Source organism: Rhizobium sp. SJZ105 (assembly GCF_007828365.1).
GTDB classification, from domain to species: Bacteria; Pseudomonadota; Alphaproteobacteria; order Rhizobiales; family Rhizobiaceae; genus Agrobacterium; species Agrobacterium tumefaciens.
In genome coordinates, this window is the sequence record NZ_VIUP01000001.1 from 217,387 (window position 1) to 242,486 (window position 25,100).

The window sequence follows — 25,100 nt, forward strand, 5'->3', positions numbered from 1 at the left end:
CCTTTGCCGGGTGCCACCTTGATTTTGGTCAATCCTCTTCCGTCTCAGGCGGTTGCATCGCCCTTGCTGGCCGACAGTGTTTTTTCCTGACCAATGGTTTCGATCATCGTCGCCACTGCATCCGCCGCCGCTTTCAGGACGGTGGCATCACGGGCGCGCACGACGATCTCCGTCGAGAAGCGTTGTCCGTCATATTTCGGGTAGGAGCCGATGCTGGTTTCCGGGTGCGCTTTCTGAATTGCGGTCAGCGGCGTGCCGATGTCACCTTCGCCATAGGGAGAGCGCACCGACTGCGACATAACTTTCGCGCCGGTGCGCAGCGTTGGCATTACATTGTCCAGCATGGCCTGAAACACCTGCGGAACGCCGGCCATGACGTGGACGTTGCCGATGACGAAGCCGGGGGCGACCGAGACGGGATTGGCGATGTGGCTTGCCCCCCTTGGCATGCGTGCCATGCGCTTGCGCGCTTCGGTGAATTCCATCTCGCGCACACGGTACATGTCACCCAATATCCGCAAAGCCTCGGCATCGTGCTCGCAGGGCAGGCCGAAAGCCACGGATACTGCATCAGCGGTGATGTCGTCATGGGTCGGGCCGATGCCGCCGGAGGTGAAGACATAATCATAGCGGGCGCGCAGCGCATTCAGCGCCTCGACGATTGCGTGCTCCTCGTCGGCGACGATGCGCACTTCCTTCAGGTCTATTCCGGACATGGTGAGCACATCCGCGAGGTGCCCGATATTCTTATCCTTGGTGCGTCCCGACAGCAATTCGTCGCCGATGGCGAGCATGGCGGCGGTCACGACAGATGGGGTGGGTGAGGGATTGGACATGGGGGGTACTCGTCAGCTGTTTTGTCCGACGTTAGTCCGCCGCCCGGTGAATGCAAAGCGGTTTTGAAAAAATGTCTATCTGTGAAAGGTTGACGTTCCGGCGTTTCGTTCACTGATTGCGAACAGTGCGTATGCGGATGCACCGCTGGTGTGGGACCGGCCTCTGGGCTACCTTTGCATCACATGCTTGTAACGGGTCACCACTAATGATCATCGCGTTCTTAAAAAGGCTTCTGGCTGGTACGCCTGAGACGATTAACCCTAAGGATACAAAGAAAATGACAAAAGTTCTGGTGCTTTATTATTCATCTTACGGCCATATCGAGACGATGGCATATGCCGTTGCCGAAGGCGTGAAGTCTGCCGGCGCGGAAGTTGTCGTCAAGCGCGTTCCGGAACTGGTTCCTGAGGAAGTCGCCAAATCCTCGCACTTCAAGCTCGATCAGGCTGCCCCCATCGCGACTGTTGACGAACTGGCAGAATACGATGCCATCATCGTCGGCGCCGGCACCCGCTTCGGCACGGTTGCCTCACAGATGCGCAATTTCTGGGACCAGACCGGCGGTCTGTGGTTCGGCGGCAAGCTTGTCGGCAAGGTCGGCTCTGCCTTCACCTCGTCGGCCACGCAGCACGGCGGTCAGGAATCGACCATCCTTGGTTTCCTTCCCACCTTCCTGCACCACGGCATGGCCGTTGTCGGTCTGCCCTATGCTTTCCAGGGCCAGATGGGCGTCGATGAAATCAAGGGCGGCTCGCCTTATGGCGCCTCCACCATCACCGATGGCGACGGCTCGCGCCAGCCTTCTGCTATCGAACTGGAAGCCGCACGCTATCAGGGCGCACATGTCGCCAAGCTGGCCGCAAAGCTTTCCGCTTGAGCCTGCATTGCTGGAAAAAGAAATGCGGCCCGAAAGGCCGCATTTTCTTACCCCGGCATCTAACGTCGCCGGTACCGCAGGGAATGATTTTTAAGGCGGGTCAGATCGGCAGGTTGACCATGAAAAGGCAGCTTGCAATCACGACGCCGAGCATGGAAATTTCGAGAAAACCATTCAATCCGTCACGCATTTCAATCCTCCTTGTTGATCGAAGAGAGAACGGAAAAGATTTATCGCGGTTCCATAACAGCAGAATGAAATTTAGGAAATTTTAATGCCCTGCCGCTCCGCTACAATACGGAGTGGACATCGGTGCTTCAGCCGGTAACGACGAAGGCGACCACGAGGTGACCGAGAAGGCCGATGGCGAGGCAGGAGAGGAGAAATATGAACAGGGCTTTTTTCATGTTTCCAGAAGCTTCCATCTGTTTTTACCCTTTAAACCTGTTGTCCTGACTTGTTTCGCCTCAGGACGCCATTTTAATTCTCGACCATGGGTCTTGATGCCGTCAGGCCTTGATGTCGAGGCCAGCCTCGATTGCGGCGGCGATGAAGGCCTTGCGCGCATCCTCCGGCTTTTTCCTGCCGGCATCGACGGCGGCGCAGACCAGCAACGCCGCGTCCAACGCATCGCCGTCCTCTATCGGCCAATCCTCGATCATGGCCCAGGACGCCGCCTGCGTGGTCTCGATGCTCGTATAGTCGCCCGGCGTTTCGAACGCGATCAGGACGGGTTTTTGCCAGCGCGTGTTCATCGCTCATCCGTGTTGGTTATCGTGTCCGGCTCTAAACCAAGCGGGCAGGATGCGCAATTGGTTTCGGTTGGCTCGCGGTGCGGTCAGTCGTCGCGTCCGAACAGCCAATCGCGAATGATGCGGCGGTCTATGAGTTCGAGCGAGCGATCGGGCGCAATGCGATAGGTTTCCACCGCCCTCGTGCTGCCGTCGATGCGGAACTCGTGGCTGAAGGTACTGCCGATCGGCGATTTCGTCAGCTTGGTGCGCGGCTGGCCCTTATAGGTGATGCTGCCGGGGATCGGTTCGACATAAGCGGCCGGGCCTGAGGTCGTGCAGCCCGCAAGCGTAAGCGCGATTGCGGCCAATGATACGAGCGTTTTCATCCTGTCCTCCGAAGTGCGTCTGCGAAAACGATATGGAGGCGCAACGGTTCCCCGCGAGTGATAAAGGGCAGAGCTATTCGCACCTGCTACTTGCGTCTCGGATTTTGAGTGTCGCGCGCGACCCAGCGGAAGAAAGCGTAGACGAACAGGCCGAAGATGAAAAGCGGGATGAGGTTCGCAAAACCGGACATATGATTCTCATTTCTCCCTCCCGATCCGGGGTCTAACCGGAGAGAAAGAGGCAAGGCAAGCGTGGCGTGCAGCGCCGCAGGTAAAATGTCCGTGTGCCTGTTTGGGGAACGGTTTGCGTGCGCGGGAAGATCGCCGGAGAAGAAGGAAACAGGTGAGACCTGGCGCACTGCCAGTGATACCAGGTCTCCCAGTCCCCCGCCAGTTTCAGGGAACGGGTGACTTGATTTAGTATGACGAACGGTACGCGATATACATAGACCGAGAAATTACCTCGAATAAATCGCTACCTTGGTCGATGACCAAGGGGCCGGAGCGTGGTGCGTAGCCAATCGCAGACGCCATGCGCGCGCACGACCCGCCGCGTTGTCCGCAAATGCCGTTTAACCCGTTGAATCGGCTGGAGATGCATTCTCGGCCCACGCCATAAGCGGATGAAGTAAACGGAACTTTTTGCGTGTTTGATCATTAAACACAGCGCATATCTATTATTCATGGAGGGCTAAACATGATCGGCACCATTCTCGTTATCCTCATCATTCTTTTCTTGATCGGTGCTTTGCCAAGCTGGGGTTACCACAATTACGGTTATGGTCCCTCGGGTGGCCTCGGACTGGTTCTGGTCATCGTCCTCGTTCTTGTTCTGCTGGGTCGCATCTGATCGATCCGCATTGAAGATGCAGCGACTGCCCGCACCCGCGCAAAGCGCCGGCTGCGGGCATTGTTTCTTCTGGAATATGAGTGAGATACAAAAAATGTCGGAATCCGAAGGGCTTAGGACGTGGTCGATTGCCCTTTGTCCATCGGATCGGAAAAAACAGCACATTCGGAACGAACCCTCTTGCGCGCATAATGGATTCGTTCTAAATGCCCGCCATCGCTCGAATTCATGAGCGTGTGAGGCCTCGTGGCGGAGTGGTGACGCAGAGGACTGCAAATCCTTGTACCCCGGTTCAATTCCGGGCGAGGCCTCCAAAAATTTCACCGAATAGAACCTGTTTTTTTTGAACCTTTGGCTAACCTTGCGGTCATCGGCTGCCCTTGCTGTTCTAAAAAATCCCGGCCATTTCGCTTTTTCCAGCACTTAGGGCTCACCGCGCTTGAAAGCGCAGGCTTGGGCAATTATGAGATTGTTTAAAGGCGAGGGGAGACCCGTGCCGTTTTGAGCTTTTGGGGCCGAGGCTTCCCGACCGGCATCCGCGAAATTGAGGCGATAACGATATGATGGATTTCGAAACCGCACGCGCCAACATGGTCGACAGCCAGTTGCGCACGACCGACGTGACGTCGCATTCTGTGCTGAAGGCGTTTTTGAGCGTGCCGCGCGAAGCTTTCGTGCCGGCGGGAGTGCGGCAGATTGCCTATGTGGACGAGGATCTGCAGATCTGTCCCGCCCGGGATGGTCGCCCGGCCCGTTACGTCATGAAGGCCTCGCCGCTGGCGAAGCTTTTGCAGCTTGCGGCAGTGACCAAGGAAGACGTGGTGCTGGAAGTCGGTGGCGGCGCCGGTTATACCGCGGCCATCCTGTCCCAGCTCGCCGGTTCGGTGGTTTCGCTCGAATGCGACGAAACGCTGGCGGCTGAGGCGACTGAGACGCTGGCCTCACTCGGATATGACAATGTTGCTGTTGTCACCGGCGATCTCGAAAAGGGTTATGCGGGCGAAGCACCCTATGACCTGATTTTCATCAACGGCTCTGTCGAGGAAGTGCCGGCGGCACTGACCGACCAGCTGCGCGATGGCGGACGTCTGGTCGTCGTTGTCGGATACGGTAACGCTGCCAAGGCAACCGTTTACCGTCGCGATGGCAACAGCACATCGGCTGCAACCTCTTTCAACGCGTCGATCAAGCCTCTGCCCGGTTTTGCCAAGGCGGCCGAATTCGTTTTCTGATCTTTAAAAGCGATCATTGTTTTGGACGCCGGGGTGGATTTTTCGCCCCGGCGTTTGTTTTTTACGGGTGCCGCACCGGCAGACCTGCTTCGCCCGTCAATTGCCCCAAAAGACCATCCTCACAAAGCTGTGCATCACGGCGAAACTTGTCGAATCAGTGATTTAGTTCCTGACTATGCTGCCCTAGACTAAGGGTGATTCGGGGTGTGCGTATTTCTACCCCTTTTCAGGCCATCGGCCCGAAAACCGGAAGCGGTTTTCGACAGGAACGGTGTGCAGATTTAAAATTTTGGAGCGTCCTTTGGGCGTCCGTATGGACGCAAGGCGGTCTAGAGAGTGGAAACCGGGGATTGATATGGCTCAGCCAAGCGTAGCGCGTGAACCGTCCATGGAAGAGATCTTGGCGTCCATACGCCGGATCATCGAAAGCAACGAGACCGGGCCTACCGGCGCGTTTTCCGGGCAGTTGCCGCCTGTCTATGACGACGAAGACGATGGCGCAGGCGAAGCGTCCTTCGTGACGGAGGCCATCAGCCCGCCGGCGCGCGTTCCCCCCGCCGCAAACCAGGCATTTGGCGCAAGGCCGGTGCAGGATTTTTCCGCGGCCTCCGAAAAGCAGACGCCAGAACAGCAGGAAATCTCGGCCGAGAAAAGCATGTCGCTTGCCGATGTTGCCGCCCGCGTTCGCGCTGCCGCCGACCGCAACGCTGCCATGGGGCCGCAGGCATTTGCCGCCCAGGCGCAGCGTGAGCCCGCGCAGGCAGTCCCGGCCGCTCATTCCTCCAGCGTACCGCAGCCTTCGGCTGCGCAACAGGTTGAACGCCCTGCGCCGCAGCGCCCGACGGATGTGCGGCCGCTGTTGGCGGCCGCTGCCGCGAGCACCAGTGAACAGCCGGCAGCTTTTGCCGCCGAGGATCGTGCTGCTGCTGCTGCTGTCGAGAGCGCAGCTTTCGAGAACCGCTTCGACCAGCTGACGCTGCGTAGCGCCATCGAAACGCCTGTAGCCCAGGATCATTTCGAGATTTCGGTGCAGGAACCTGCTGTCGAGATGCCGTCATTCGATCTGGCCGAACCCAAGGAAGAGGGCGGTTTGTCGCTCAACCTCATTTCCGAGGCTGCCGGTGCGCAGATCGCCCGTTCCTTCAGCGAACTCGCGGAAATTTTCGATGGCGTCGAACGACGCTCGATCGAGGATATGGCCGCCGAAATGCTGCGTCCGATGCTGCAGGACTGGCTGGAAGACAATCTGCCGACCCTGGTGGAGCGTCTCGTGCGTGAGGAAATCGAACGTGTGGCGCGCGGCTCGCGCCGCTAGGCTCTGTTCGTCCGCATCTTGTAACATGCGCGAGATAATGAAACAGAGGCCGCTCCGGCACCGGGGCGGCTTTTTTGTTGAAGATGAAGGCGCTATGGGGTCATAGTCGCTGACGGGTCGGTTTCTGTTGACTCTCGACCATCCATCCTTATTTAAAAAAATCCACACAAGAACTCTAAAATTCAGGTCAGGAAATGCTCGAAAAGACCTACGATTCCGCATCCGTCGAACCGAAAATCGCCAAAGCCTGGGACGAGGCGAACGCTTTTCGTGCCGGCGCCAACGCTAAACCGGGCGCGGAAACCTTCACAATCGTCATCCCGCCGCCGAATGTCACCGGCTCCCTGCATATGGGCCATGCGCTCAACAACACGCTTCAGGACATATTGGTCCGCTTCGAGCGCATGCGCGGCAAGGACGTGTTGTGGCAGCCGGGCATGGACCATGCGGGCATCGCCACGCAGATGGTCGTCGAGCGCAAGCTGATGGAACAGCAGCTTCCGGGCCGCCGCGAAATGGGCCGTGAGGCCTTCGTGGACAAGGTCTGGGAATGGAAAGCCGAATCCGGCGGTTTGATCTTCAACCAGCTGAAGCGCCTCGGTGCGTCGTGCGACTGGTCGCGTGAGCGCTTCACCATGGATGAGGGTCTGTCCGAGGCCGTTCTCGAGGTGTTCGTCACCCTTTACAAGCAGAACCTGATCTACAAGGACAAGCGCCTCGTCAACTGGGACCCGAAGCTGCAGACCGCGATTTCCGACATGGAAGTCGAACAGCTGGAAGTGAAGGGCAACCTTTGGCACTTCCGTTATCCGCTGGAAAAGGGTGTGACCTATCAGCACCCGATCGCATTTGACGAGGAAGGCAAGCCTACCGAGTTCGAAACGCGCGATTACATCGTTGTTGCTACCACGCGGCCAGAAACCATGCTCGGCGATACCGGTGTTGCGGTGAACCCGGAAGACGAGCGCTACAAGGGCATCATTGGCAAGCATGTCATCCTGCCGATCGTTGGCCGCAAGATCCCGATCGTTGCCGATGACTATGCCGATCCGACGGCCGGAACGGGCGCCGTGAAGATCACGCCTGCGCACGACTTCAACGATTTCGAGGTCGGCAAGCGTTGCGGTCTGCGCGCCATCAACGTCATGAATATCGATGGGACGATCTCCATCAAGGAGAACGAGGATTTCCTCGAGGGCCTCAATCATCCGGCGGCGCTGCACGGCGCATGGGATCGTCTGGAAGGACAGGATCGTTTCTTCGCCCGCAAGGTCATCGTCGAAATCTTCGAGGAAGCCGGCCTGCTCGACAAGATCGAGCCGCACAAGCACGTCGTGCCGCATGGCGACCGTGGCGGCGTGCCGATCGAGCCGCGCCTCACCGACCAGTGGTGGGTGGACAACAAGACGCTGGCTCAGCCGGCCATTGCCTCGGTTCGCGAAGGCCGCACCAATTTCGTGCCTAAGAACTGGGAAAACACCTATTTTCAGTGGATGGAGAATATCCAGCCCTGGTGTATCTCGCGGCAATTGTGGTGGGGACACCAGATTCCGGCATGGTACGGCCCTGACGGGCAGGTCTTCGTTGAAAAGACCGAGGAAGAGGCGCTTCAGGCCGCTATCCAGCATTATATCGCCCATGAAGGTCCGTGGAAGGCCTGGGTCGAGGAGAAGCTTGAAAACTTCAAGCCGGGTGAAATTCTGACCCGTGACGAAGACGTTCTCGATACTTGGTTCTCATCGGCGCTGTGGCCGTTCTCGACGCTCGGCTGGCCGGAAAAGACACCGGAACTGGCGCGGTATTATCCAACCAATGTGCTTGTCACCGGTTTCGACATCATCCCGTTCTGGGTCGTCCGCATGATGCAGATGGGTCTGCATTTCATGAAGGACGATGCCGGCAATCCGGTCGAGCCGTTCAGCACCGTCTACATCCATGCGCTCGTTCGCGACAAGAACGGCCAGAAGATGTCCAAGTCCAAGGGCAACGTCATCGATCCCCTGGAACTGATCGACGAATACGGTGCGGATGCGCTGCGCTTCACGCTCGCCATCATGGCGGCGCAGGGTCGTGACGTGAAACTCGATCCGGCACGTATCGCCGGTTATCGCAACTTCGGCACGAAGCTATGGAACGCCACGCGTTTTGCCGAAATGAACGGTGTAAAGCGCGATCCACATTTCCTGGCCGAAACCGCATCGCTGACGATCAACCGGTGGATCCTTACCGAGCTTGCCAACACCGCGCGCGATGTGACGGCGGCTCTTGAGAACTTCCGGTTCAACGATGCATCCGGTATCCTCTACCGTTTCGTCTGGAACCAGTTCTGCGACTGGTACCTGGAACTGCTCAAGCCCGTGTTCGGTGGCGAGGATGAGGCGGCAAAGGCGGAATCGCAGGCCTGCGCGGCCTATGTTCTGGATGAGATCTACAAGCTCCTGCATCCCTTCATGCCTTTCATGACGGAAGAGCTGTGGGCGCATACGGCGGGCGAGGGCGAGGAGCGGGCTGATCTTCTCTGCCTTACCGACTGGCCGACTCCGGAATTCCGCGACGATGCCGCGGCTGCGGAAATCAACTGGCTGATCGATCTGGTTTCGGGCATCCGCTCTACGCGTGCCGAGATGAACGTGCCGCCGGGCGCCACCGCATCGCTGGTGGTGGTCGGTGCCAATACCTCGACAGAAGCGCGGCTGGACCGCCATGCCGCCGCCATCCGGCGCCTGGCGCGTGCCGATGAAATCCGTGGTGCCGATGTGGCGCCCAAGGGCTCCGCGCAGATCATCATCGGTGAGGCCACGGTCTGCCTGCCGCTCGGCAACCTCGTCGATCTCGCGGCCGAAAAGGCCCGTCTCGAAAAGGCGATCGGCAAGGTGGACGCGGAGATGGAACGCATCGACAAGAAGCTTTCGAACGAAAAATTCGTGGCCAATGCCGATCCGGAGGTTGTGGCCGCCGAGCGCGAGCGTAAGGCGGAACTGGAAGTTCAGCTGACAAGTCTTCGAACCGCCCTGCAGAGGGTCAGCGAAGCAGGATAAGGTTCCAGTTGTGTGTAAAATCAAAACGCCCCGTGAAAACGGGGCGTTTTGCGTTCTGTCAGGGCCGGCTCAATTCATTGCTGCGTTGCAACGGCGAATCATGCACTGCGTGACAGCGCGATTATTTCTGCCGCGAGGCGCACAAAACCGCGCGGGAAGACGAAAAAGATCAATAAAAACGGCCTGATAAGCGATTTTCTTCGGAAACGTCCAACTGTGGTTATTTGGCGACATTTCCGGTGCGGATTGGGAGTTTGTTTCGTTTTGTGTCGTTTTTTCTAATTGGATTAGAATAATAGCCTAAAATGATTATGTAAGATGCCAAACATCAAAAACTTACGTAAAAAAATGGCCATCCGGTGGCAACCGCGCCGCGCCACGGCAGATTGTCATTTGCCGCAAAGCATTTCACTCTCTCAATGATCACATTGCCTTGATTGGGGAGAGAGATGGCAAAAACTGCATTTTTTCGCGGCGCAGTATGTTTCGTAGCCAGCATCGCGGCGGTCACGCCTTCACTGGCGGGCGGCCTCGAGCGCGGTGGCTACAATATCGACCTGCTGTTCGACCCGTCCGACTATGTTCTCGACAGTTCCGCTACATTCGTTGCGCCACAGCGCAAGGTTGAGAATGCGCGTGACAATCCCAACAAGAGCCCGACCAGCGCCACCCCCATTCCTCTGCCATCTTCGTGGTCGAAGTCTGCTGACGATGGGGAAAATTACTGGTCGCCGCGTGTCGGAGCCAAGGCCGCTATCGGCGATTTTGGCGACTGCATGTTCGATTATTCGCAGCCGTGGGGGGCTGATCTTAATCCCGGCATCTGGCAGGGTTCCAGCTACAATATCGAAACCAAGGTCAAGTCGCACAACTACGCCACGACCTGCCGCGTGAAGTTCGATCTCGGCAAGGGTGATTTCTCGATCATCGGCGGTGGTTTCTATCAGGAACTCAGCGGTTATAAATATCGTCAGGTCGTCTCTCCGATTGCCCTGGCGGCAGGCGGTATCCCGACCTCGATCTATAATGGTATCGGCAAGCTGGACATGGAAGGCGATGGCTGGGGCTGGCGCGCCGGTGTGGCTTACGAAATTCCTGAAATCGCTTTCCGCACCAGCCTTGTTTACAACAGCGCGGTTGATGTCGATCTGACGGGTAACGTCAGCCTCACCAACCTGCCGGTGGGCCTGAACGCCATTTCCGGAAAGATCACGCCTGTCTACGGCGCCGTTTCAATGCCAGACAGCCTTGAATGGAAGGTGCAGTCCGGCATCGCTCCCGACTGGCTTGCCTTCGGTTCGGTGAAGTGGACCGATTGGAGCCAGATCCAGACAATTCCGTTCTGCGCCGTTGGTTCACCGACCTGCGTTGCGGGCACCGCCAGCGCCATCAACACGCTCGACCTTTTCTACCGTGACGGCTGGACGGTTTCCGGCGGCATCGGTCACAAGTTCAACGAACAGTGGAGCGGTGCGGTCAGCCTGACCTGGGATCGCGGCACATCGACGGTCATCGGTACGCAAACCGATACCTGGATGGTCGGTACACAGCTGATCTATTCGCCCAACAAGAACATCGAGTTCAAGATTGCCGGCGCGCTTGGCCTGCTGACATCGGGCAGTTCTTCCATCGGTGGCGCACCCTGCGGCCCCCTGGGCGCAAGATGCGGCGACGAAGCGGGCTACGACTTCGGCAACGATCTCGTGGCTGCGATCTCTACTGGCGTCAAGGTCAAGTTCTGACACCATTCGCCACACCTGAACGAAAAGAAAGGTCCGGTTTACCAACCGGACCTTTTTTCATTCCCGACTATGATTCCTGCTCGATAAAAATTTCTAGCCCGAAAGTTTTGTGACGATTTGGCAACACTTTTCTGCAAGCGTGGTGCCGCGTTGGAATGTGGGCATATCTGTCCATTTCCCGCCACAAACAAGGTGCTTGGCTTCTGTTTATGGACGCGGGGATGGAAGAACATGCAGGCGTTTGATGTGGGCCTGCGGAGTTGCGAAGAGTGAAAACGGGTTTGGATTCAGGGTTTAAGCAAGTAATACGGGAATTTGATCCGGGTTTCTTGTTTGGCGCTGACCGGCAGGCGGTCAAACGCCGTTATATTGCCGGAAATTATGCCTATATCTGTCTCACTGAAAATTTGGAGCAATTACCGCATATGACCACCGGCAGTGCGCTGGAAAGTGCTGCCGGAAAGACGCAGTGTGTTCGAAAAATCGCGACCCGGCGGGGTTCAGCTTTGCAGTATTCCGCAAGTATTGGCTATATGCCGGGAAGAGTGAGAGAAGTTCGCCTAAATGCTGAAATGTGAAGCACATGTTCTAAAGCCGCTCATCATGAGCCTTTTGCTTGCGTCGCTCGCAATGCCGGTGCTGGCTTTTGACATCAACGCAGGCGTTACCAAGGAATCCGGGCCCTTCGACCTGTTCAAGTTCGGCTTCAAGGCCTACAAGAACGGTAACAAGGACGAAGCCGTCGAGGCCTATCGCTATGCGGCCGAAAAGGGCCATACCGGCTCGCGCTGGGCGCTTGCCAATATGTATGCCTTCGGCGATGGCGTTGCCAAGAACGACTTCGAAGCTTTCAAGATTTACAGCGAAATTGCCAGCCAGGGCGTCGAGCCGGGCTCCGAGGATACCGGCTTCTTCGTCAACGCGCTGCTTTCTCTTGCCGATTATTACCGCCACGGCATTCCCGGCACTCCGGTAAAGATGGACCTGTCGCAGGCCCGCCAGCTCTATTTTCAGGTGGCTTCCACCTTTGGCGTGGCTGAGGCCCAGTTCCGTCTGGCGGAAATGATCCTTGCGGGTGAGGGCGGCCGGGCGGATGTGCAGCAGGCCAAGAAGTGGCTCAATCAGGCACGCAAGCACGGCCATGCCGGCGCCATGTCGATTTTCGGTAATCTGCTTTTCCAGGAAGGCCAGACGACGCAGGGGCTCGCCTTCATGACGGCCGCGCTCGACAAGTGCACGGCGGTGGATTGCACCTGGATACAGACCCTTCAGGAACAAGCTTTTTCGCTCGCGGGTGAAAACGATCGCCGCGCGGCCATCGCGCTGGCGCAGAACATGCAGATCGACGATCCGAACTGACAATCGTGGCTGAGGAGACTTAGAGCACGTCCTGTTTAAACGGAATCGTTTGACGTGCTCTAACTCTTTGTTTCGGCGCACTTTTACCGGAAATTCTCTAACTCGCCCGGCGAGCGCCGTTCAATTGATCGGCGTAAAATTGAAATAACCGCAGACCGGTACGTGGTCGGACGGTTTTTCCCAGGCCCGCACATGTTTTTCGATGCTCACCGATTCCAGCCTGTCGGCCGCTTCCGCCGACAGCATCAGGTGATCGATGCGGATGCCGTTATTCTTAGGCCATGCGCCAGCCTGATAATCCCAGAAGGAATAAAGTCCGGGTTCATCCGTCGTCGCGCGTGCGGCATCGGTAAAGCCGAGATTTTCCAGCCTGCGGAATGCCGAGCGCGTCTTGGGCAGGAACAGCGCATCGCCAGCCCAGACCCGCGGATCGTGGCAATCGAAGGGTTCGGGGATGACGTTGTAGTCACCCGCCAGAATAAGCGGCTCCTCAAGCGCAAGGCGATCTTCGGCAAAGCGGCGTAGCCGCTCCATCCATGCGAGCTTGTAGGGATATTTGACCGGATCGTCAGGCGGATTGCCGTTCGGCAGGTAGAGCGAGCAGACCCGGATCGCACCGCCATCAACGGAAAACACGCCCTCGATGAAGCGGGCCTGTTCATCGGCATCGTCGCCCGGCAGGCCGCGATTGATCTCGTCGGGCTTCATCTTCGACAGAAGGGCGACGCCGTTGAAGCCCTTCTGGCCATGGGTCTCGACGTGATAGCCGAGCGCTTCCAGCTCAAGGCGGGGAAAGCCTTCGTCAACCGACTTGATTTCCTGAAGGCAAACGATGTCGGGCGATGAATCCTTCAACCACTGGCAGAGGTTTTCGATACGCGCCTTGACGCCGTTGATGTTCCAGGTGGCAATCTTCATCGGAGTTTCCCTTTTGTGAGGTTACTTTTACCCGATGCAAAAGCGATTGCCACCGTTTTTGGAAACGGCGGGTGAGGATGTGGTGGATAGAAGCCGGGGCAGGGTAGATCAACAGCTATGGATGCACCGCAGCTCCCCAAACCCTCATTCCTGTGACGAGCACAGGAACGAGGGCGGAGAGAAAGGCGTGAATGATCTCAAGCTTGGCGCTTGATATCACCATCAAATAGAAAAGCTGGTGCCGCAGCCGCAGCTTGCGACCGCGTTCGGGTTCTTGATCTGGAAGGACTGGCCGAGCAGATTGTCGACGAAGTCGATTTCAGAGCCGGCCATATAGACAACCGACAGGCTGTCGATCAGCACCTTGGCGTCGCCACGCGCAATCACGATGTCGTCATCGGCGGGGTCTTCCGCCAGATCGAACTTGTAGGAGAAGCCCGAGCAGCCGCCGCCTTCCACCGAAACGCGCAGAGCCTGCTTGCCCGCATCCGCTGCGACGATCTGGGCGATTCGCTTCGCTGCGGCTTCCGAAAGTGTAATGTCGCTGTTTTCCATGTCGTTCCTCGTGCCGGGGTCAAGAACCGGAGAGCAATAGATTTGTCGCCACCATTATAAACCAGTCAAATAAACGGTCTATAGCGATGTCCGCAACGGCCTTTGCAGCCATGATGCTTTGCGCCGACCTTTGCGATAGGTATGAAGGGTGGATGAAAAGGTCAATGGTCAAAGGCCATGGACTTCGGGTCAAAGGAAGTCCCGGCCAGAGAACAGTACAGGTGGATGAATGATTATAGACCAGCGCGCATTGGGTTTCGGAAGTGGCGAGAGGGCGGTTTTCGCCTCTGATCCATGGACCACGCGCGGGCGTCTTTTTGCCGAGGAGGGTAGCCTGACGCGCTCGGAGTTCCAGCGCGACCGGGACCGCATCGTCCACACCACTGCCTTTCGCCGGCTTAAACACAAGACGCAGGTTTTCATCAGCCCTGACGGTGACCATTACCGCACGCGGCTCACCCACACGATTGAGGTTGCGCAGATTGCCCGCGCACTCGCACGTGCTTTAAAGCTGGACGAGGATCTGGCCGAGGGCGTGGCTCTGGTGCATGATTTCGGCCACACGCCGTTCGGCCATACTGGTGAGGATGCGCTGGATGCGGTGTTGTTGCCCTATGGCGGCTTCGATCACAACGCGCAGTCGCTGCGCATCGTCACCAAGCTGGAGCGCCGCTACGCCGAATATGACGGCATCAACCTGACATGGGAGACGCTGGAGGGGCTGGTGAAGCACAATGGCCCGCTGGTCAATGCCGAGGGCGAGGGCGTGAAGGGCCCGGTTCCGCTGCCCATCCTCGAATATTGCGAGCTGCAGGATCTGGAAATCGGCAGCTATGCCAGCCTTGAGGCACAGATGGCGGCTATTGCCGACGACATCGCCTACAATACCCATGATATCGATGACGGCCTGCGTGCCGGTTATCTGAGCTTCGAGATGCTGGAAGAGGTGCCTTTCCTCAGCAAGCTGATGGCCGAGGTACGTGCGAAATATCCCGTGCTCGACAAGGAACGCTTCGCCAACGAAATCATGCGCCGGCAGATCACCCATATGGTCGAGGATGTAATCGGGGTCGCGCAGCAGAATCTTTCCCGGCTGAAACCGAAGAGTGCGGCCGATATCCGCGCCGCTGATTTTACCGTCGCGACTTTCTCGCCGGAAATGGCTGAAACCGACAGGCAGATCAAGAAACTGCTGTTTGCCCATATCTACCGGCATCCGGAAATCATGCGCATCCGCGCCGGCGCTACGCAGATCGTTACCGACCTTTTCCACCGTTATATGGAAGTGCCGGCAGAGATGCAGAGTCACTACTGGGTGGACAGCATTTCCGGTATGAGCAAGGCCGCAAAAGCCCGCCATGTGGGGGATTATCTGGCTGGTATGACCGACAGTTATGCACTGCGCGCCCACCAGCGGCTGTTTGACCACACCCCCGATTTGCGATAGGGCAGCGGGCGATCGCGAAGCCAACCCGGTTATGATGGCCGGACATGAACAGAAGCCCTTCGCGCAGGTTGGAACGATGAACATTTTTGCCGATTTCGATACCAGGATCAAAAACGCGCTCGAGACTCTCGATCTCGTGAAAGAGAACCGCGAAAAGGTCGATTTCAGTCGAATTACGGTCGAATCCCCGCGCGATCTGAGCCATGGCGATGTCGCAACCAATGCCGCTATGGTGTTGGCGAAGCCGCTCGGCACCAATCCCCGGGCGCTGGCCGAACTCATCGTGCCAGCACTTCAGGCCGATGGCGATGTCGATAGCGTCAACGTCGCTGGTCCCGGCTTCATCAATCTCAAGGTCTCTGTCGGTTACTGGCAGCGTCTTCTTGCCGACATGATCGGGCAGGGCATCGATTTCGGCCGCTCGAAGATCGGCACGGGTCAGAAGATCAACGTCGAATATGTCTCCGCCAACCCCACCGGTCCGATGCATGTCGGCCATTGCCGTGGTGCTGTCGTGGGTGACACGCTGGCGAACCTGCTCGCCTTCGCCGGTTATGGCGTGACCAAGGAATATTACATCAACGACGCCGGCTCGCAGATCGACGTGCTCGCGCGTTCGGTCTTCCTGCGTTACCGCGAGGCGCTTGGCGAAGATATCGGCGCCATTCCGTCGGGCTTCTACCCCGGTGACTATCTCGTTCCAGTCGGCCAGGCGCTGGCGGATGAATATGGCATCAAGCTGCGCGCCATGCCCGAGGAAAAGTGGCTACCTATCGTCAAGGACAAGGCGATTGCCGCAATGATGGTGATGATCCGTGAGGATCTGGAGACGCTGAACGTCAAGCACGACGTGTTCTTCTCGGAGCGCACGCTGCATGAGGGCAATGGCGGACCCATTCTCTCGGCCATCAACGATCTCACCTTCAAGGGCCACGTCTACAAGGGCACCCTGCCGCCGCCGAAGGGCGAGTTGCCGGAAGACTGGGAAGACCGCGAGCAGACGCTGTTCCGGTCCACCGAGGTGGGCGACGACATGGACCGCGCGCTGATGAAGTCGGACGGTTCCTACACCTATTTCGCCGCCGACGTCGCCTATTTCAAGAACAAGTTCGATCGCGGTTTTTCCGAGATGATCTATGTGCTCGGCGCCGACCACGGCGGCTATGTGAAGCGGCTTGAAGCGGTTGCGCGCGCCGTCTCGGAAGGCAAGTCGAAGCTGACGGTTCTTCTGTGCCAGCTCGTGAAGCTGTATCGCGATGGCGAGCCGGTGAAGATGTCGAAACGCTCAGGCGATTTCGTCACGCTGCGCGATGTGGTGGACGAAGTAGGTCGCGATCCCGTGCGATTCATGATGCTCTATCGGAAGAATTCCGAGCCGCTGGACTTCGATTTTGCGAAAGTGACCGAACAATCGAAGGATAATCCGGTCTTTTACGTGCAATATGCGCATGCCCGTTGCATGTCCATCTTCCGCCAGGCGCAGGAAGCGTTTCCGGGTCTTGCGCTCTCGCAGGACGATATGTCGTCTTCCGTTGCTTTGATTAGCGATATCAACGAGTTGCAGCTGGTTGCAAAGCTTGCTGAGTACCCGCGCCTGATCGAATCCGCAGCCCTTGCGCACGAGCCGCACAGGCTTGCTTTTTACCTCTACGATCTCGCCAGTTCCTTCCATGGACACTGGAACAAAGGTAAAGACCATCAGGAATTACGTTTTATTAACGATAAAAACCGAGAATTGAGCATTGCCAGACTCGGGCTGGTGAATGCTGTCGCGAATGTTTTGAAGTCTGGTCTTACGCTTTTAGGAGCGGACGCGCCTGACGAGATGCGATAACATATCACCATTATTTGCTCACAATACGCTGGCAAGAGCTGCAATGCGTAGATGGTGGAACACGTAATGGTCGAAAAAAATGTCGCGTATAACCGGGACGCCCGGTCTGAAGGGTTCGCTGACAACGATCCTCTGGCAGAACTGGCGCGCATCGTCGGTTTCGATGAGCGTCCTTCGCATGCGGGTTCCGAAGCTGCGCCACGCGCCGGCTCTGCGGCAACCCGCCGCGAACCCGAATTCAATCTCGAAGACGAGTTGCTTCGAGAGTTCGAGGTTTACGATGCGCCGCATGCCGATCCGGTCGTTCTTGACCCGGCAAACGATGTGCGTGCGGGCATCCACCCCAGCGACTTCATGCAGCGCGTCGAATCGGTTTTCGCCCGGCGCGAGCCTGAGCTTGCGCCAGCGGACGAACCCGTGTTCGAGGCAAGCCCCGCACCCGAAGTGAGCCAGGAGCCGCTTCCCGAGGCCGATCAGGCCTACATTCACAATTACGTCGAGACGTCGACGCAGGACATCCGCGCGGATTTCCGTGATGATGCCGGTGCGGTTGCCGAGGTTTTCGATGTGCATTCGCGCCAGTCGCGCCCTGCCGAGCCGGTGGTTTACCAGCAGGCTGCATGGGAAGAGCCGCAGGCTGTCGAGCCGGCTCAAAGCACCTGGCACGCTATGCCTGAGCTTCCGGCCGATGTTTCGAGCAATATTGCGCATTCCGATCAGAGCCATGCGCCTGAGCCGCAGGCTTTCGATCTTGCCGATGAGGTAGAGATCGCCGTCGCCGAAGCGCCTGCACCGATTTCCGTGCGTCCGCCTTCGCATGGTGGCCGTTCTTCGCTGGAATTTTCCAGCCTGCGTCTGCCGCTTGCCAATTTCGGCGCGCGCCGCGATGTTGCGGCAGGTGATCCCAAGCGGATCGAGCCGAGGGCCGAAGCGCTGCCTGCAGCCCGGATCGAGCCACAGGCCGAACCAGTTCCGGTGCCTGAGCCCGTCTTCGTTCAGGCGGAAGAAACTGCACCCACCTTTGCTCCTTCGGTTGCAGAAAAGCCGGTTGAAACAAATCTTTCGCCGATGGACGAGCTGATCTACGGCGTTGCGAAATATTCCATTCCCGGACGCGGCGAAGAGCCTGTCGTTCAGGATGCCCCCATCGCACAGGCTGCGCCGATCGTTCCGGCTGCAAGAGTGGAGCCGCCTTTGGTTGCCACGGCGCCGGTTGCCGCAGCCCCTGTAAAGGCAGCCCCGGCCGTAACAGCGCCGCCCGTTCAGGAGCCGGACTTTGGGGATTTCGCAGGTTTCAACGACGATGATTTCGAGCTTGCGCTTGATGATCTCGATCTTGACCTCGACCTGTCCGAAATCGCTGCAGCGGAAGTCGCACCTGCGCCTGTGCCGCAGCCCGTTCGCCAGCAGCCGGTCGCTCCGGTAGCGGTTGCTGCCGCCGCGCCGCAGCCGGTGCGGGAACAGCCAGCACCTCAGCCGCGCCCGGCCCCGGTTGCTGCAATTCCGGTAGCCGCGCCTCCGGTTCAGCCGCGTCCGGTCGCAGCCGCACCGCAGCCGGTTGCACCACAAACGCTTGAAAGCCTGCCTTTCGATCCCTCGCAGATCGGTGAGACGGAAGAACATCCGGAAAATATTACCGAGATGGACGTGCCGGAACTGCCGGTCGGCGTTTTCGAACCCAAGCCTGTCGCCCGTCGTCACGAAGAAGACCTCGATATCGACACCGAGCTCGCAACGCTGTTTGCCCCGGCGGTTGCCGGTGGTCTCGACCGTCACAAACATGCGGAAAACCGGGCTGCTGCCCCGCAGGCGCGTCCTCAGGCACAGGGTCCGGAGGAGGTCGACGAATTTGAGCGGGCGCTGGAAGAAGATTTCCGCCGCTCCATGCAGGAGGCTGCTGCCTCGCGTGGCAATGCGCCGCGCGATGCCGAGAATACTTATGTCGACCATCAGCCGGCCTATCGCGAAGAAGAAGAACGCGGCGGTCGCCGCTGGATCATGCCGGTTGCCGCAGCAATCGGTCTGGTGCTTGTCGGTGGTGGTGTTTACGCGCTGATGTCGGGCGGTTCGTCCGGTGCGGGCTCCAATGGCGCGCCGGTCATCATTTCCGCCGATAACGACCCGATGAAGGTGGTGCCGGAAAATCCGGGTGGCCGCGTCGTGCCCAATCAGGACAAGGCGGTTTACGATCGCGTGGCCGGTGGTAGCGCTGCCGATCCGAAGCAACCGGCGCTGATCTCCAGCAACGAAAAGCCTGTCGATGTGGTCCAGCGTACGCTGATACCCGAACAGCTGCCGCTGGAAGGTGAAAACGACGCGGACATGGAAGCCACCGGAACGCCGGTTGGCGAGACTGAAGATCCGCGCCTGCTTTCTCCGGAAGAAAAGGCCAGCCAGAACGAAGGTGCCGGTGCGACGGGCGTTTCGCCGCGCAAGGTCCGCACCATGATCGTCAAGCCTGATGGTACGCTGGTTGCACAGGAAGTCGATGCGCCTGCTGCCCAGCCACCGAAGGCCGACAAGGTCGCGGAGCTTGCTGCACCGCAGGCAGCCAAACCGGGTGAGGGTGCTCCCGCCGTCATCGCCGCTTCGCGTGTTCCGGTTGCGCCTGAACATCCGCAGGCCAATACGCCAGCCGCTTCCTCCACACCGGCCTCGCAGTCGGCTGCGCCCGTTCCTTCGGCGCGTCCGTCCGCACAGCCTTCCAATGTGGTGGCAACGGTGACCAATCAGGGCAACGTCCGTCCTGCTGCAACTGCTCCGGCCCAGCCGCAGGCTGCACAGCAGCAGACAGCAGCCGCCATGCCCGCAGCAACGAGCGCGCCGTCTTCGGGTGGTTATTACATCCAGATTGCGTCCCTGCCGAGCCAGGCGGAGGCCCAGAAGTCCTACCAGAACATGTCGGCCAAGTTCGGTTCGGTCATTTCTGATCGGGGCGTCGACATCAAGGCCGCTGAGATCGCGGGCAAGGGCACGTTCTACCGCGTCCGCATCCCGGCGGGGGATAAGAACGAAGCCGTGGCGCTGTGCGAAAAGTTCCGCGCAGCTGGCGGCAGCTGCCTGGTGGCGCGCTGATAGCGGCTGATCCGGTTGAGTGAAGATTGGGGCTGCCGTCTAAGGCAGCCCTCGCAGTGGGGAAAGGCTTTCCTCACATTCGACGTCATCCTCGGCCCCGTGGCGAGGATCTGCCAAGGTTTCGCCAACCGGTCGGTTGCAGATGCTCGGGAAAGGCCCAAGCATGACGGCGGAGAGGTTGTCGACTTATCCCCGACGCCTTGCGGTATAAGGCCATTTCCCCATTCTGTGAGCGTGACATCATGACCGATTGCAAAGCTATGATCCTCGGATGCGGCGGGCTTACGCTTTCCGCTGACGAGATTGCCCTTTACCGCAATGAGCGGCCTTGGGGTTTCATCCTGTTCGGGCGCAATATCGGTGATGCGCAACAGATTACCGATCTCGTCGCCTCGATGCGCGATGCCGTCGCGCGGCCGGATGCCCCGGTTCTGATCGATCAGGAAGGCGGGCGCGTTCAGCGCATCAAGCCTCCGCTTTTGCAAGCCTATCCGAATGCCCGCATTCTTGGCGAGATATACGAGCGTGACCGGGAGGAAGGCCTGCGCGCGGCGTGGTTGATGTCGCGTCTGCATGCCTTCGATCTCATGAAATTCGGCATCAATATCGATTGCCTGCCGGTGCTCGACGTGCCGGTGGAAGGCGCCAGCAACGTCATTGGCAACCGGGCCTATGGCTACAGCCCGACCATGGTGGCGGAGATGGGGCAGGCGGCGGCTGACGGTCTCAAGGCGGGCGGCATGTTGCCTGTCATGAAACACATGCCGGGCCACGGTCGCGGCATGGTGGATTCGCACCATGAATTGCCTGTTGTCGATGTGCCGCTGGACGAGCTGGACGCCCATGATTTTGTGCCATTCCGCGCGCTGAACCGTGAATTGATGGCGATGAGCGCGCATCTGGTGTTCAACGCCGTCGATCGGGAGCGTCCGGCAACGACCTCGCCAAAGGTGATCGAGGAGATCATTCGTGGGCGAATCGGCTTTGACGGTCTGTTGATGTCCGACGACAGTTCCATGAATGCGCTGAAGGGCACGCTTGGCCAGCGTGCCGCGAATATTGTTGCGGGTGGCTGCGATATAGTCTTGCATTGCAACGGCGTGATGGGTGAAATGCTTGAGGTCGTGAAGGAGGTTCCCGTTCTTTCCGGCCGTTCGCTGGAGCGGGTGCGGGCCGTGGAAGCGGGTTTTCCCGCCACTGATGCCTCCGACGAAGCTGAACTGAGAGCCGAATTCAACGCCATGTGGGCCGTTTCCTGACAATCGGGCGGCGGCCCGGTACTCGGGACGACAGGCCGGACGCCCGGCGGATGGAACAATGGCAGCAGACAAGTCTCGTACTTCAACGCCTATGGACAAGCTCTGGCAGGATGTGACGCCGGAGCGGCTGACGGGCGAGGCCGGGCTGGTGATCGATGTCGCGGGTTTCGAAGGCCCGCTCGATCTGTTGCTACACCTTGCCCGCACGCAGAAGGTCGATCTGTCGCGCATTTCGGTGCTGGCGCTTGCCGAGCAATATCTGCAATTCGTGGAAACAGCCCGCCGCGTGCGCATCGAGCTTGCTGCCGACTATCTAGTGATGGCGGCCTGGCTTGCCTTCCTCAAGTCCAAGCTTCTCATTCCGCAGCAGGCGAAGGATGACGGCCCCTCCGGCGAAGAAATGGCCGCGACGCTGGCCTTCCGGCTGAAACGTCTGGAGGCGATGCGGGAGGCGGCCGAACGCCTCGTCAACCGCGCCCAGCTTGGCCGCGATATCTTCGCCCGTGGCGCGCCGGAGCATATTCCGCATATCAACCGCTCGGCTTACGAGGCGAACCTCTACGATCTCCTGAGCGCCTATGCCAATCTGCGGCAAAGGCAGGCCATCACCCAGGTCACGATTGAAAAGCGGCAGGTCTGGTCGCTTGTGGAAGCCCGGGAACTCCTGAACAGTCTGCTCGGGGATGTCGGCGAGTGGACGGTGCTCGACCAATATCTGCTGCAATATGTGCCTGACCCCGCGATGCGCGTGACGGCAATCGCCAGCGCTTTCGCCGCCTCGCTGGAGCTCGTGCGCGAGGGATCGCTGCAAATCCGGCAGGAGGGCGCGTTCCAGCCCATCTATATGCGCAGGAGCGAGCGAGATGACCGCGCGCCGAATGCGGAAAGGACTGATAATGACGCATGACGACGAGACCGGCGAAGCCGCCATCGTAGCAGATGGGGCGGCGGATGTGGTTGGGGCCGAACCTGCGGTATTTTCCGAGCGTCAGCTGAAGGAAGCCGAGCGCATTGCCGAGGCGCTGGTCTTTGCCTCGGCCGAACCGGTTTCAGTTGCCTTCATTGCCGAGCGGCTGCCGCGCGGCATGGATGTCGTTGCCATACTCCATGGGCTGAAGGCCGCTTATGGCGAGCGGGGCGTCAATCTGGTGCAGGTGGGGGGGCAATGGGCGTTCCGCACGGCCGGCGATCTCTCCTTCGTCGTCCATTCTGAGGAAAAGGAACCTAAGAAGCTTTCGCGTGCGGCGCTGGAGGTTCTGGCGATTGTGGCGTATCATCAGCCGGTGACACGCGCCGAAATCGAGGAAATCCGTGGCGTGCAAACCTCACGCGGTACCCTCGATGTGCTGATGGAAGCGGGTTGGGTGCGTTTCAGGGGCCGCAGGCGCACGCCGGGCAGGCCGGTGACGATCGGCACCACGGTGGAGTTTCTCGACCATTTCGGCCTTGAGGAATTGCGGGACTTGCCGGGCCTTGAGGAACTGAAGGGTGCGGGCCTGCTTTCGGGCCGTATTCCTTCCAATTTCGGCGTGCCTTTGCCGATGATGAGCGACGAATTGCGCGAAGACGAAGACCCGATCACGCAGCTCGATCTGGAAGAGTTGGGCCTGCTTGCACCTGGTGGCGGCGATGGTGACGATTGATATCGTCTTCATGCGGATGACAAGGCACGAAAACTTTATGCCCACAGCCTGTTGAAGCAACGATTTGTTGTTTGAAAAAGCCTTTCAAACGTCTTACATCGTCTGAAAGCGAAATTCAGGAGTTTCAGTTATGGGTTCTTTTAGTGTGTGGCATTGGCTGATCGTGCTGGTGATCGTTCTCGTTCTCTTCGGACGCGGAAAGATCCCGGAACTGATGGGCGATGTCGCCAAGGGCATCAAGAGCTTCAAGAAGGGCATGGCTGACGAAGATCAGACTCCGCCGCCGGCCGATGTCAACGCGAAGACTGTTGACCACAAGGCTGACGAGATCAAGTAAGCGGCTTGAACCTGCTTGTTTTGAGACTGGCGCTAGGGTCTCGGGAGCGTTTTGATGTTTGATATCGGTTGGAGCGAGCTTCTGGTGATCGCGGTCGTTTTGATCGTGGTCGTCGGTCCTAAGGACTTGCCGCCCATGATCCGCGCCTTCGGTAAGACGATGGCCGGCCTTCGCAAGATGGCGGGGGATTTCCGCACGCAGTTCGACGAGGCCTTGAAAGAGGCAGACATGGACGATGTGCGGCAGACGATCTCCGATGTGCGCAATCTCAACCCGACGAATTCCCTGCGCGATGCTATGAACCCGCTTCGCCAGCTCGGCAACGAAATCAAGTCTGATCTCCAGAAGGCGACAGCTGCTCCCGATGCGATGTCGTCGACAGCAGCACCTGCAACAAGTGAGCCGGTGGCTCCTCTTGTCAGCGTGCCGGAGCCCGAGATGAAGCTTCCGGATGTAGCGCCTGCGGTGGTTCCCACGCCTTCTGCATCTGGGCCGGTTACTGCGGTTGCTGCTGCGGAAGAAAAGCCGAAGCGTGCGCGTGCGAAATCTGTTGCGACCGTTGAAGCCGAAGCGGTTGCCGCCAAGCCGAAACGCACCACCCGCAGCAAGCCTGCCGCAGCGCCTGTTGAAGAAGCTGCTGTCTTGAAGCCGACCGTGAAGGCTGTCGCCAAAAAGGTTGCTGTCAGGAAAGCGGCAGCGGAGAAGGCGGTTGCCGTTGCGGATGCCAAACCGGCCAAACCGGCAAGAACCAAGGCTGCAAAGCCCAAAAAGGATGAAGCATGAGCGGGGACATCGAGGACAAGCCGCAGCCGCTTATCGAACATCTCATGGAGTTGCGCACGCGGCTGATCTGGTCGCTCGGCGCGTTCTTCGTCGCCTTCATCGCCTGTTTCGCCGTTGCCAAGCATCTCTTCAACCTGCTCGTCATTCCCTATAAGTGGGCGGTCATCTGGGCGGGGCTGGATGTGGCGAAATCATCGCTGATCTATACGGCGCCGCAGGAATTCTTCTTCACGCAGATCAAGGTTGCCATGTTCGGTGCCATGGTGATCTCCTTTCCGGTGATTGCCTCGCAGCTCTATAAATTCGTGGCGCCGGGCCTCTACAAGAACGAGCGCGCGGCCTTCCTGCCGTTCCTGATCGCATCGCCGATCCTTTTCCTCATCGGCGCGGCGCTCGTCTATTTCTTCTTCACGCCCATGGTCATGTGGTTCTTCCTCGCCATGCAGCAATTGCCAGTAGATGGCGAGGTGGCGATTTCCCTGATGCCGAAGGTGTCGGAATATCTCAGCCTCATCATGACGCTGGTTTTGTCCTTCGGCCTGGTATTCCAGCTGCCTGTCGTCACCACGCTTCTGGCGCGGGTCGGGATTCTGACCAGCGACTGGCTGCGGGAAAAGCGTAAGTTCGCCATTGTCATGGCCTTCGTGGTTGCGGCCGTGCTGACGCCGCCAGACCCCATGTCCCAGATCGGTCTTGCGCTACCTGCGATCATTCTCTACGAGATTTCCATCTACATGGCTCGACTCGTGGAGAGGAAACGTGCTGCGGAATCCAAAAGCACGGAGCTGGAAGAGACCTGACGCTTCGCCACGGTCTTCCTGCTCATCAAATCTCCTCGCGCCGGGCCTTTCGCCCGGCGTTTTGCTGATAAAACGCGAG

At 58.8% G+C, this 25,100-nt stretch carries 22 protein-coding genes and 1 tRNA gene; 18 read left to right on the forward strand and 5 right to left on the reverse strand.

Going from position 1 to position 25,100, the window contains the following annotated elements; genetic code table 11:
- Positions 1-44 precede the first annotated feature (44 nt).
- Entirely contained in the window at positions 45-836 is a 792-nt protein-coding gene (locus FB593_RS01140) for a competence/damage-inducible protein A (protein WP_013636292.1), read from the reverse strand.
- Positions 837-1,114: 278 nt separating this feature from the next.
- On the opposite strand from FB593_RS01140, the gene wrbA reads away from it, so the two are divergent.
- The gene (gene wrbA / locus FB593_RS01145) at positions 1,115-1,714 is read left to right on the forward strand and encodes an NAD(P)H:quinone oxidoreductase type IV (protein ID WP_019566148.1); all 600 of its coding nucleotides are present in this window, start codon (positions 1,115-1,117) and stop codon (positions 1,712-1,714) included.
- 509 nt (positions 1,715-2,223) lie between these two features.
- On the opposite strand, the gene FB593_RS01160 is transcribed toward wrbA, so the two are convergent.
- Both FB593_RS01160 and FB593_RS01165 read right to left on the reverse strand, forming a co-directional pair.
- Positions 2,224-2,469, reverse strand: coding sequence for a DUF982 domain-containing protein (locus tag FB593_RS01160; protein WP_003515635.1), 246 nt, complete (start codon positions 2,467-2,469; stop codon positions 2,224-2,226).
- A gap of 83 nt (positions 2,470-2,552) precedes the next feature.
- Positions 2,553-2,834, reverse strand: coding sequence for a hypothetical protein (locus FB593_RS01165; protein WP_003515633.1), 282 nt, complete (start codon positions 2,832-2,834; stop codon positions 2,553-2,555).
- A 697-nt stretch (positions 2,835-3,531) separates the two neighbouring features.
- Here FB593_RS01165 and FB593_RS01170 point away from each other — a divergent pair.
- From FB593_RS01170 to exoR, 8 genes are all read left to right on the forward strand, one after another.
- The gene (locus FB593_RS01170) at positions 3,532-3,684 is read left to right on the forward strand and encodes a DUF3309 family protein (protein ID WP_003515628.1); all 153 of its coding nucleotides are present in this window, start codon (positions 3,532-3,534) and stop codon (positions 3,682-3,684) included.
- Between the two features lie 240 nt (positions 3,685-3,924).
- Positions 3,925-3,998 (forward strand) — tRNA-Cys (locus FB593_RS01175).
- A 246-nt stretch (positions 3,999-4,244) separates the two neighbouring features.
- Positions 4,245-4,916, forward strand: a complete 672-nt coding sequence (locus tag FB593_RS01180) for a protein-L-isoaspartate O-methyltransferase family protein (protein WP_003515626.1) — start codon at positions 4,245-4,247, stop codon at positions 4,914-4,916.
- 355 nt (positions 4,917-5,271) lie between these two features.
- Entirely contained in the window at positions 5,272-6,231 is a 960-nt protein-coding gene (gene popZ, locus FB593_RS01185; RefSeq protein ID WP_113473112.1) for a cell division protein PopZ, read from the forward strand.
- 194 nt (positions 6,232-6,425) lie between these two features.
- Positions 6,426-9,269 carry a valine--tRNA ligase gene (locus tag FB593_RS01190; protein WP_065687297.1) on the forward strand — a complete coding sequence of 948 codons (2,844 nt, stop codon included), beginning with the start codon at positions 6,426-6,428 and terminating at the stop codon, positions 9,267-9,269.
- A gap of 449 nt (positions 9,270-9,718) precedes the next feature.
- Positions 9,719-11,011 carry an outer membrane protein transport protein gene (locus FB593_RS01195; RefSeq protein WP_145166267.1) on the forward strand — a complete coding sequence of 431 codons (1,293 nt, stop codon included), beginning with the start codon at positions 9,719-9,721 and terminating at the stop codon, positions 11,009-11,011.
- A 269-nt stretch (positions 11,012-11,280) separates the two neighbouring features.
- Complete coding sequence (locus tag FB593_RS01200; RefSeq protein WP_233283652.1) at positions 11,281-11,589, forward strand: hypothetical protein; 309 nt, start codon at positions 11,281-11,283, stop codon at positions 11,587-11,589.
- Positions 11,576-12,370 (forward strand): exopolysaccharide production regulator ExoR, encoded by a 795-nt coding sequence (gene exoR, locus FB593_RS01205; RefSeq protein ID WP_003515620.1) that lies wholly within the window; start codon positions 11,576-11,578, stop codon positions 12,368-12,370. Before FB593_RS01200 ends, exoR begins: the two co-directional genes overlap by 14 nt.
- A gap of 120 nt (positions 12,371-12,490) precedes the next feature.
- Here the strand turns inward: exoR and xth are convergent, their stop codons facing one another.
- Complete coding sequence (xth, locus tag FB593_RS01210; protein WP_003515617.1) at positions 12,491-13,288, reverse strand: exodeoxyribonuclease III; 798 nt, start codon at positions 13,286-13,288, stop codon at positions 12,491-12,493.
- 222 nt (positions 13,289-13,510) lie between these two features.
- A complete protein-coding gene (gene erpA, locus FB593_RS01215; protein ID WP_003515615.1) occupies positions 13,511-13,843 on the reverse strand; it encodes an iron-sulfur cluster insertion protein ErpA in 333 nt (110 codons plus the stop codon).
- Positions 13,844-14,072: 229 nt separating this feature from the next.
- Here erpA and FB593_RS01220 point away from each other — a divergent pair, with 229 nt between their 5' ends.
- The 9 genes from FB593_RS01220 to tatC all read left to right on the forward strand — a co-directional run bounded on the left by FB593_RS01220 (position 14,073) and on the right by tatC (position 25,021).
- Entirely contained in the window at positions 14,073-15,290 is a 1,218-nt protein-coding gene (locus FB593_RS01220) for a deoxyguanosinetriphosphate triphosphohydrolase (RefSeq protein WP_003515612.1), read from the forward strand.
- A gap of 76 nt (positions 15,291-15,366) precedes the next feature.
- On the forward strand, positions 15,367-17,124 hold the full coding sequence (argS, locus tag FB593_RS01225) for an arginine--tRNA ligase (protein ID WP_003515610.1): 1,758 nt from the start codon (positions 15,367-15,369) through the stop codon (positions 17,122-17,124).
- A gap of 66 nt (positions 17,125-17,190) precedes the next feature.
- A complete protein-coding gene (locus FB593_RS01230; RefSeq protein WP_145166268.1) occupies positions 17,191-20,199 on the forward strand; it encodes an SPOR domain-containing protein in 3,009 nt (1,002 codons plus the stop codon).
- Between the two features lie 242 nt (positions 20,200-20,441).
- Entirely contained in the window at positions 20,442-21,458 is a 1,017-nt protein-coding gene (gene nagZ, locus FB593_RS01235; protein WP_003515605.1) for a beta-N-acetylhexosaminidase, read from the forward strand.
- Positions 21,459-21,516: 58 nt separating this feature from the next.
- Positions 21,517-22,365: a segregation and condensation protein A gene (locus FB593_RS01240; RefSeq protein WP_025593638.1), complete on the forward strand. Its 849-nt coding sequence runs from the start codon at positions 21,517-21,519 to the stop codon at positions 22,363-22,365.
- Entirely contained in the window at positions 22,355-23,101 is a 747-nt protein-coding gene (gene scpB, locus FB593_RS01245; RefSeq protein WP_019566157.1) for an SMC-Scp complex subunit ScpB, read from the forward strand. Before FB593_RS01240 ends, scpB begins: the two co-directional genes overlap by 11 nt.
- Positions 23,102-23,231: 130 nt before the next feature.
- Entirely contained in the window at positions 23,232-23,438 is a 207-nt protein-coding gene (locus tag FB593_RS01250; protein ID WP_003515599.1) for a twin-arginine translocase TatA/TatE family subunit, read from the forward strand.
- Positions 23,439-23,492: 54 nt separating this feature from the next.
- Positions 23,493-24,221, forward strand: a complete 729-nt coding sequence (gene tatB / locus FB593_RS01255; RefSeq protein ID WP_065687301.1) for a Sec-independent protein translocase protein TatB — start codon at positions 23,493-23,495, stop codon at positions 24,219-24,221.
- A complete protein-coding gene (tatC, locus tag FB593_RS01260; protein ID WP_003515595.1) occupies positions 24,218-25,021 on the forward strand; it encodes a twin-arginine translocase subunit TatC in 804 nt (267 codons plus the stop codon). The genes tatB and tatC overlap by 4 nt, the downstream gene beginning before the upstream one ends.
- Positions 25,022-25,100 lie beyond the last annotated feature (79 nt).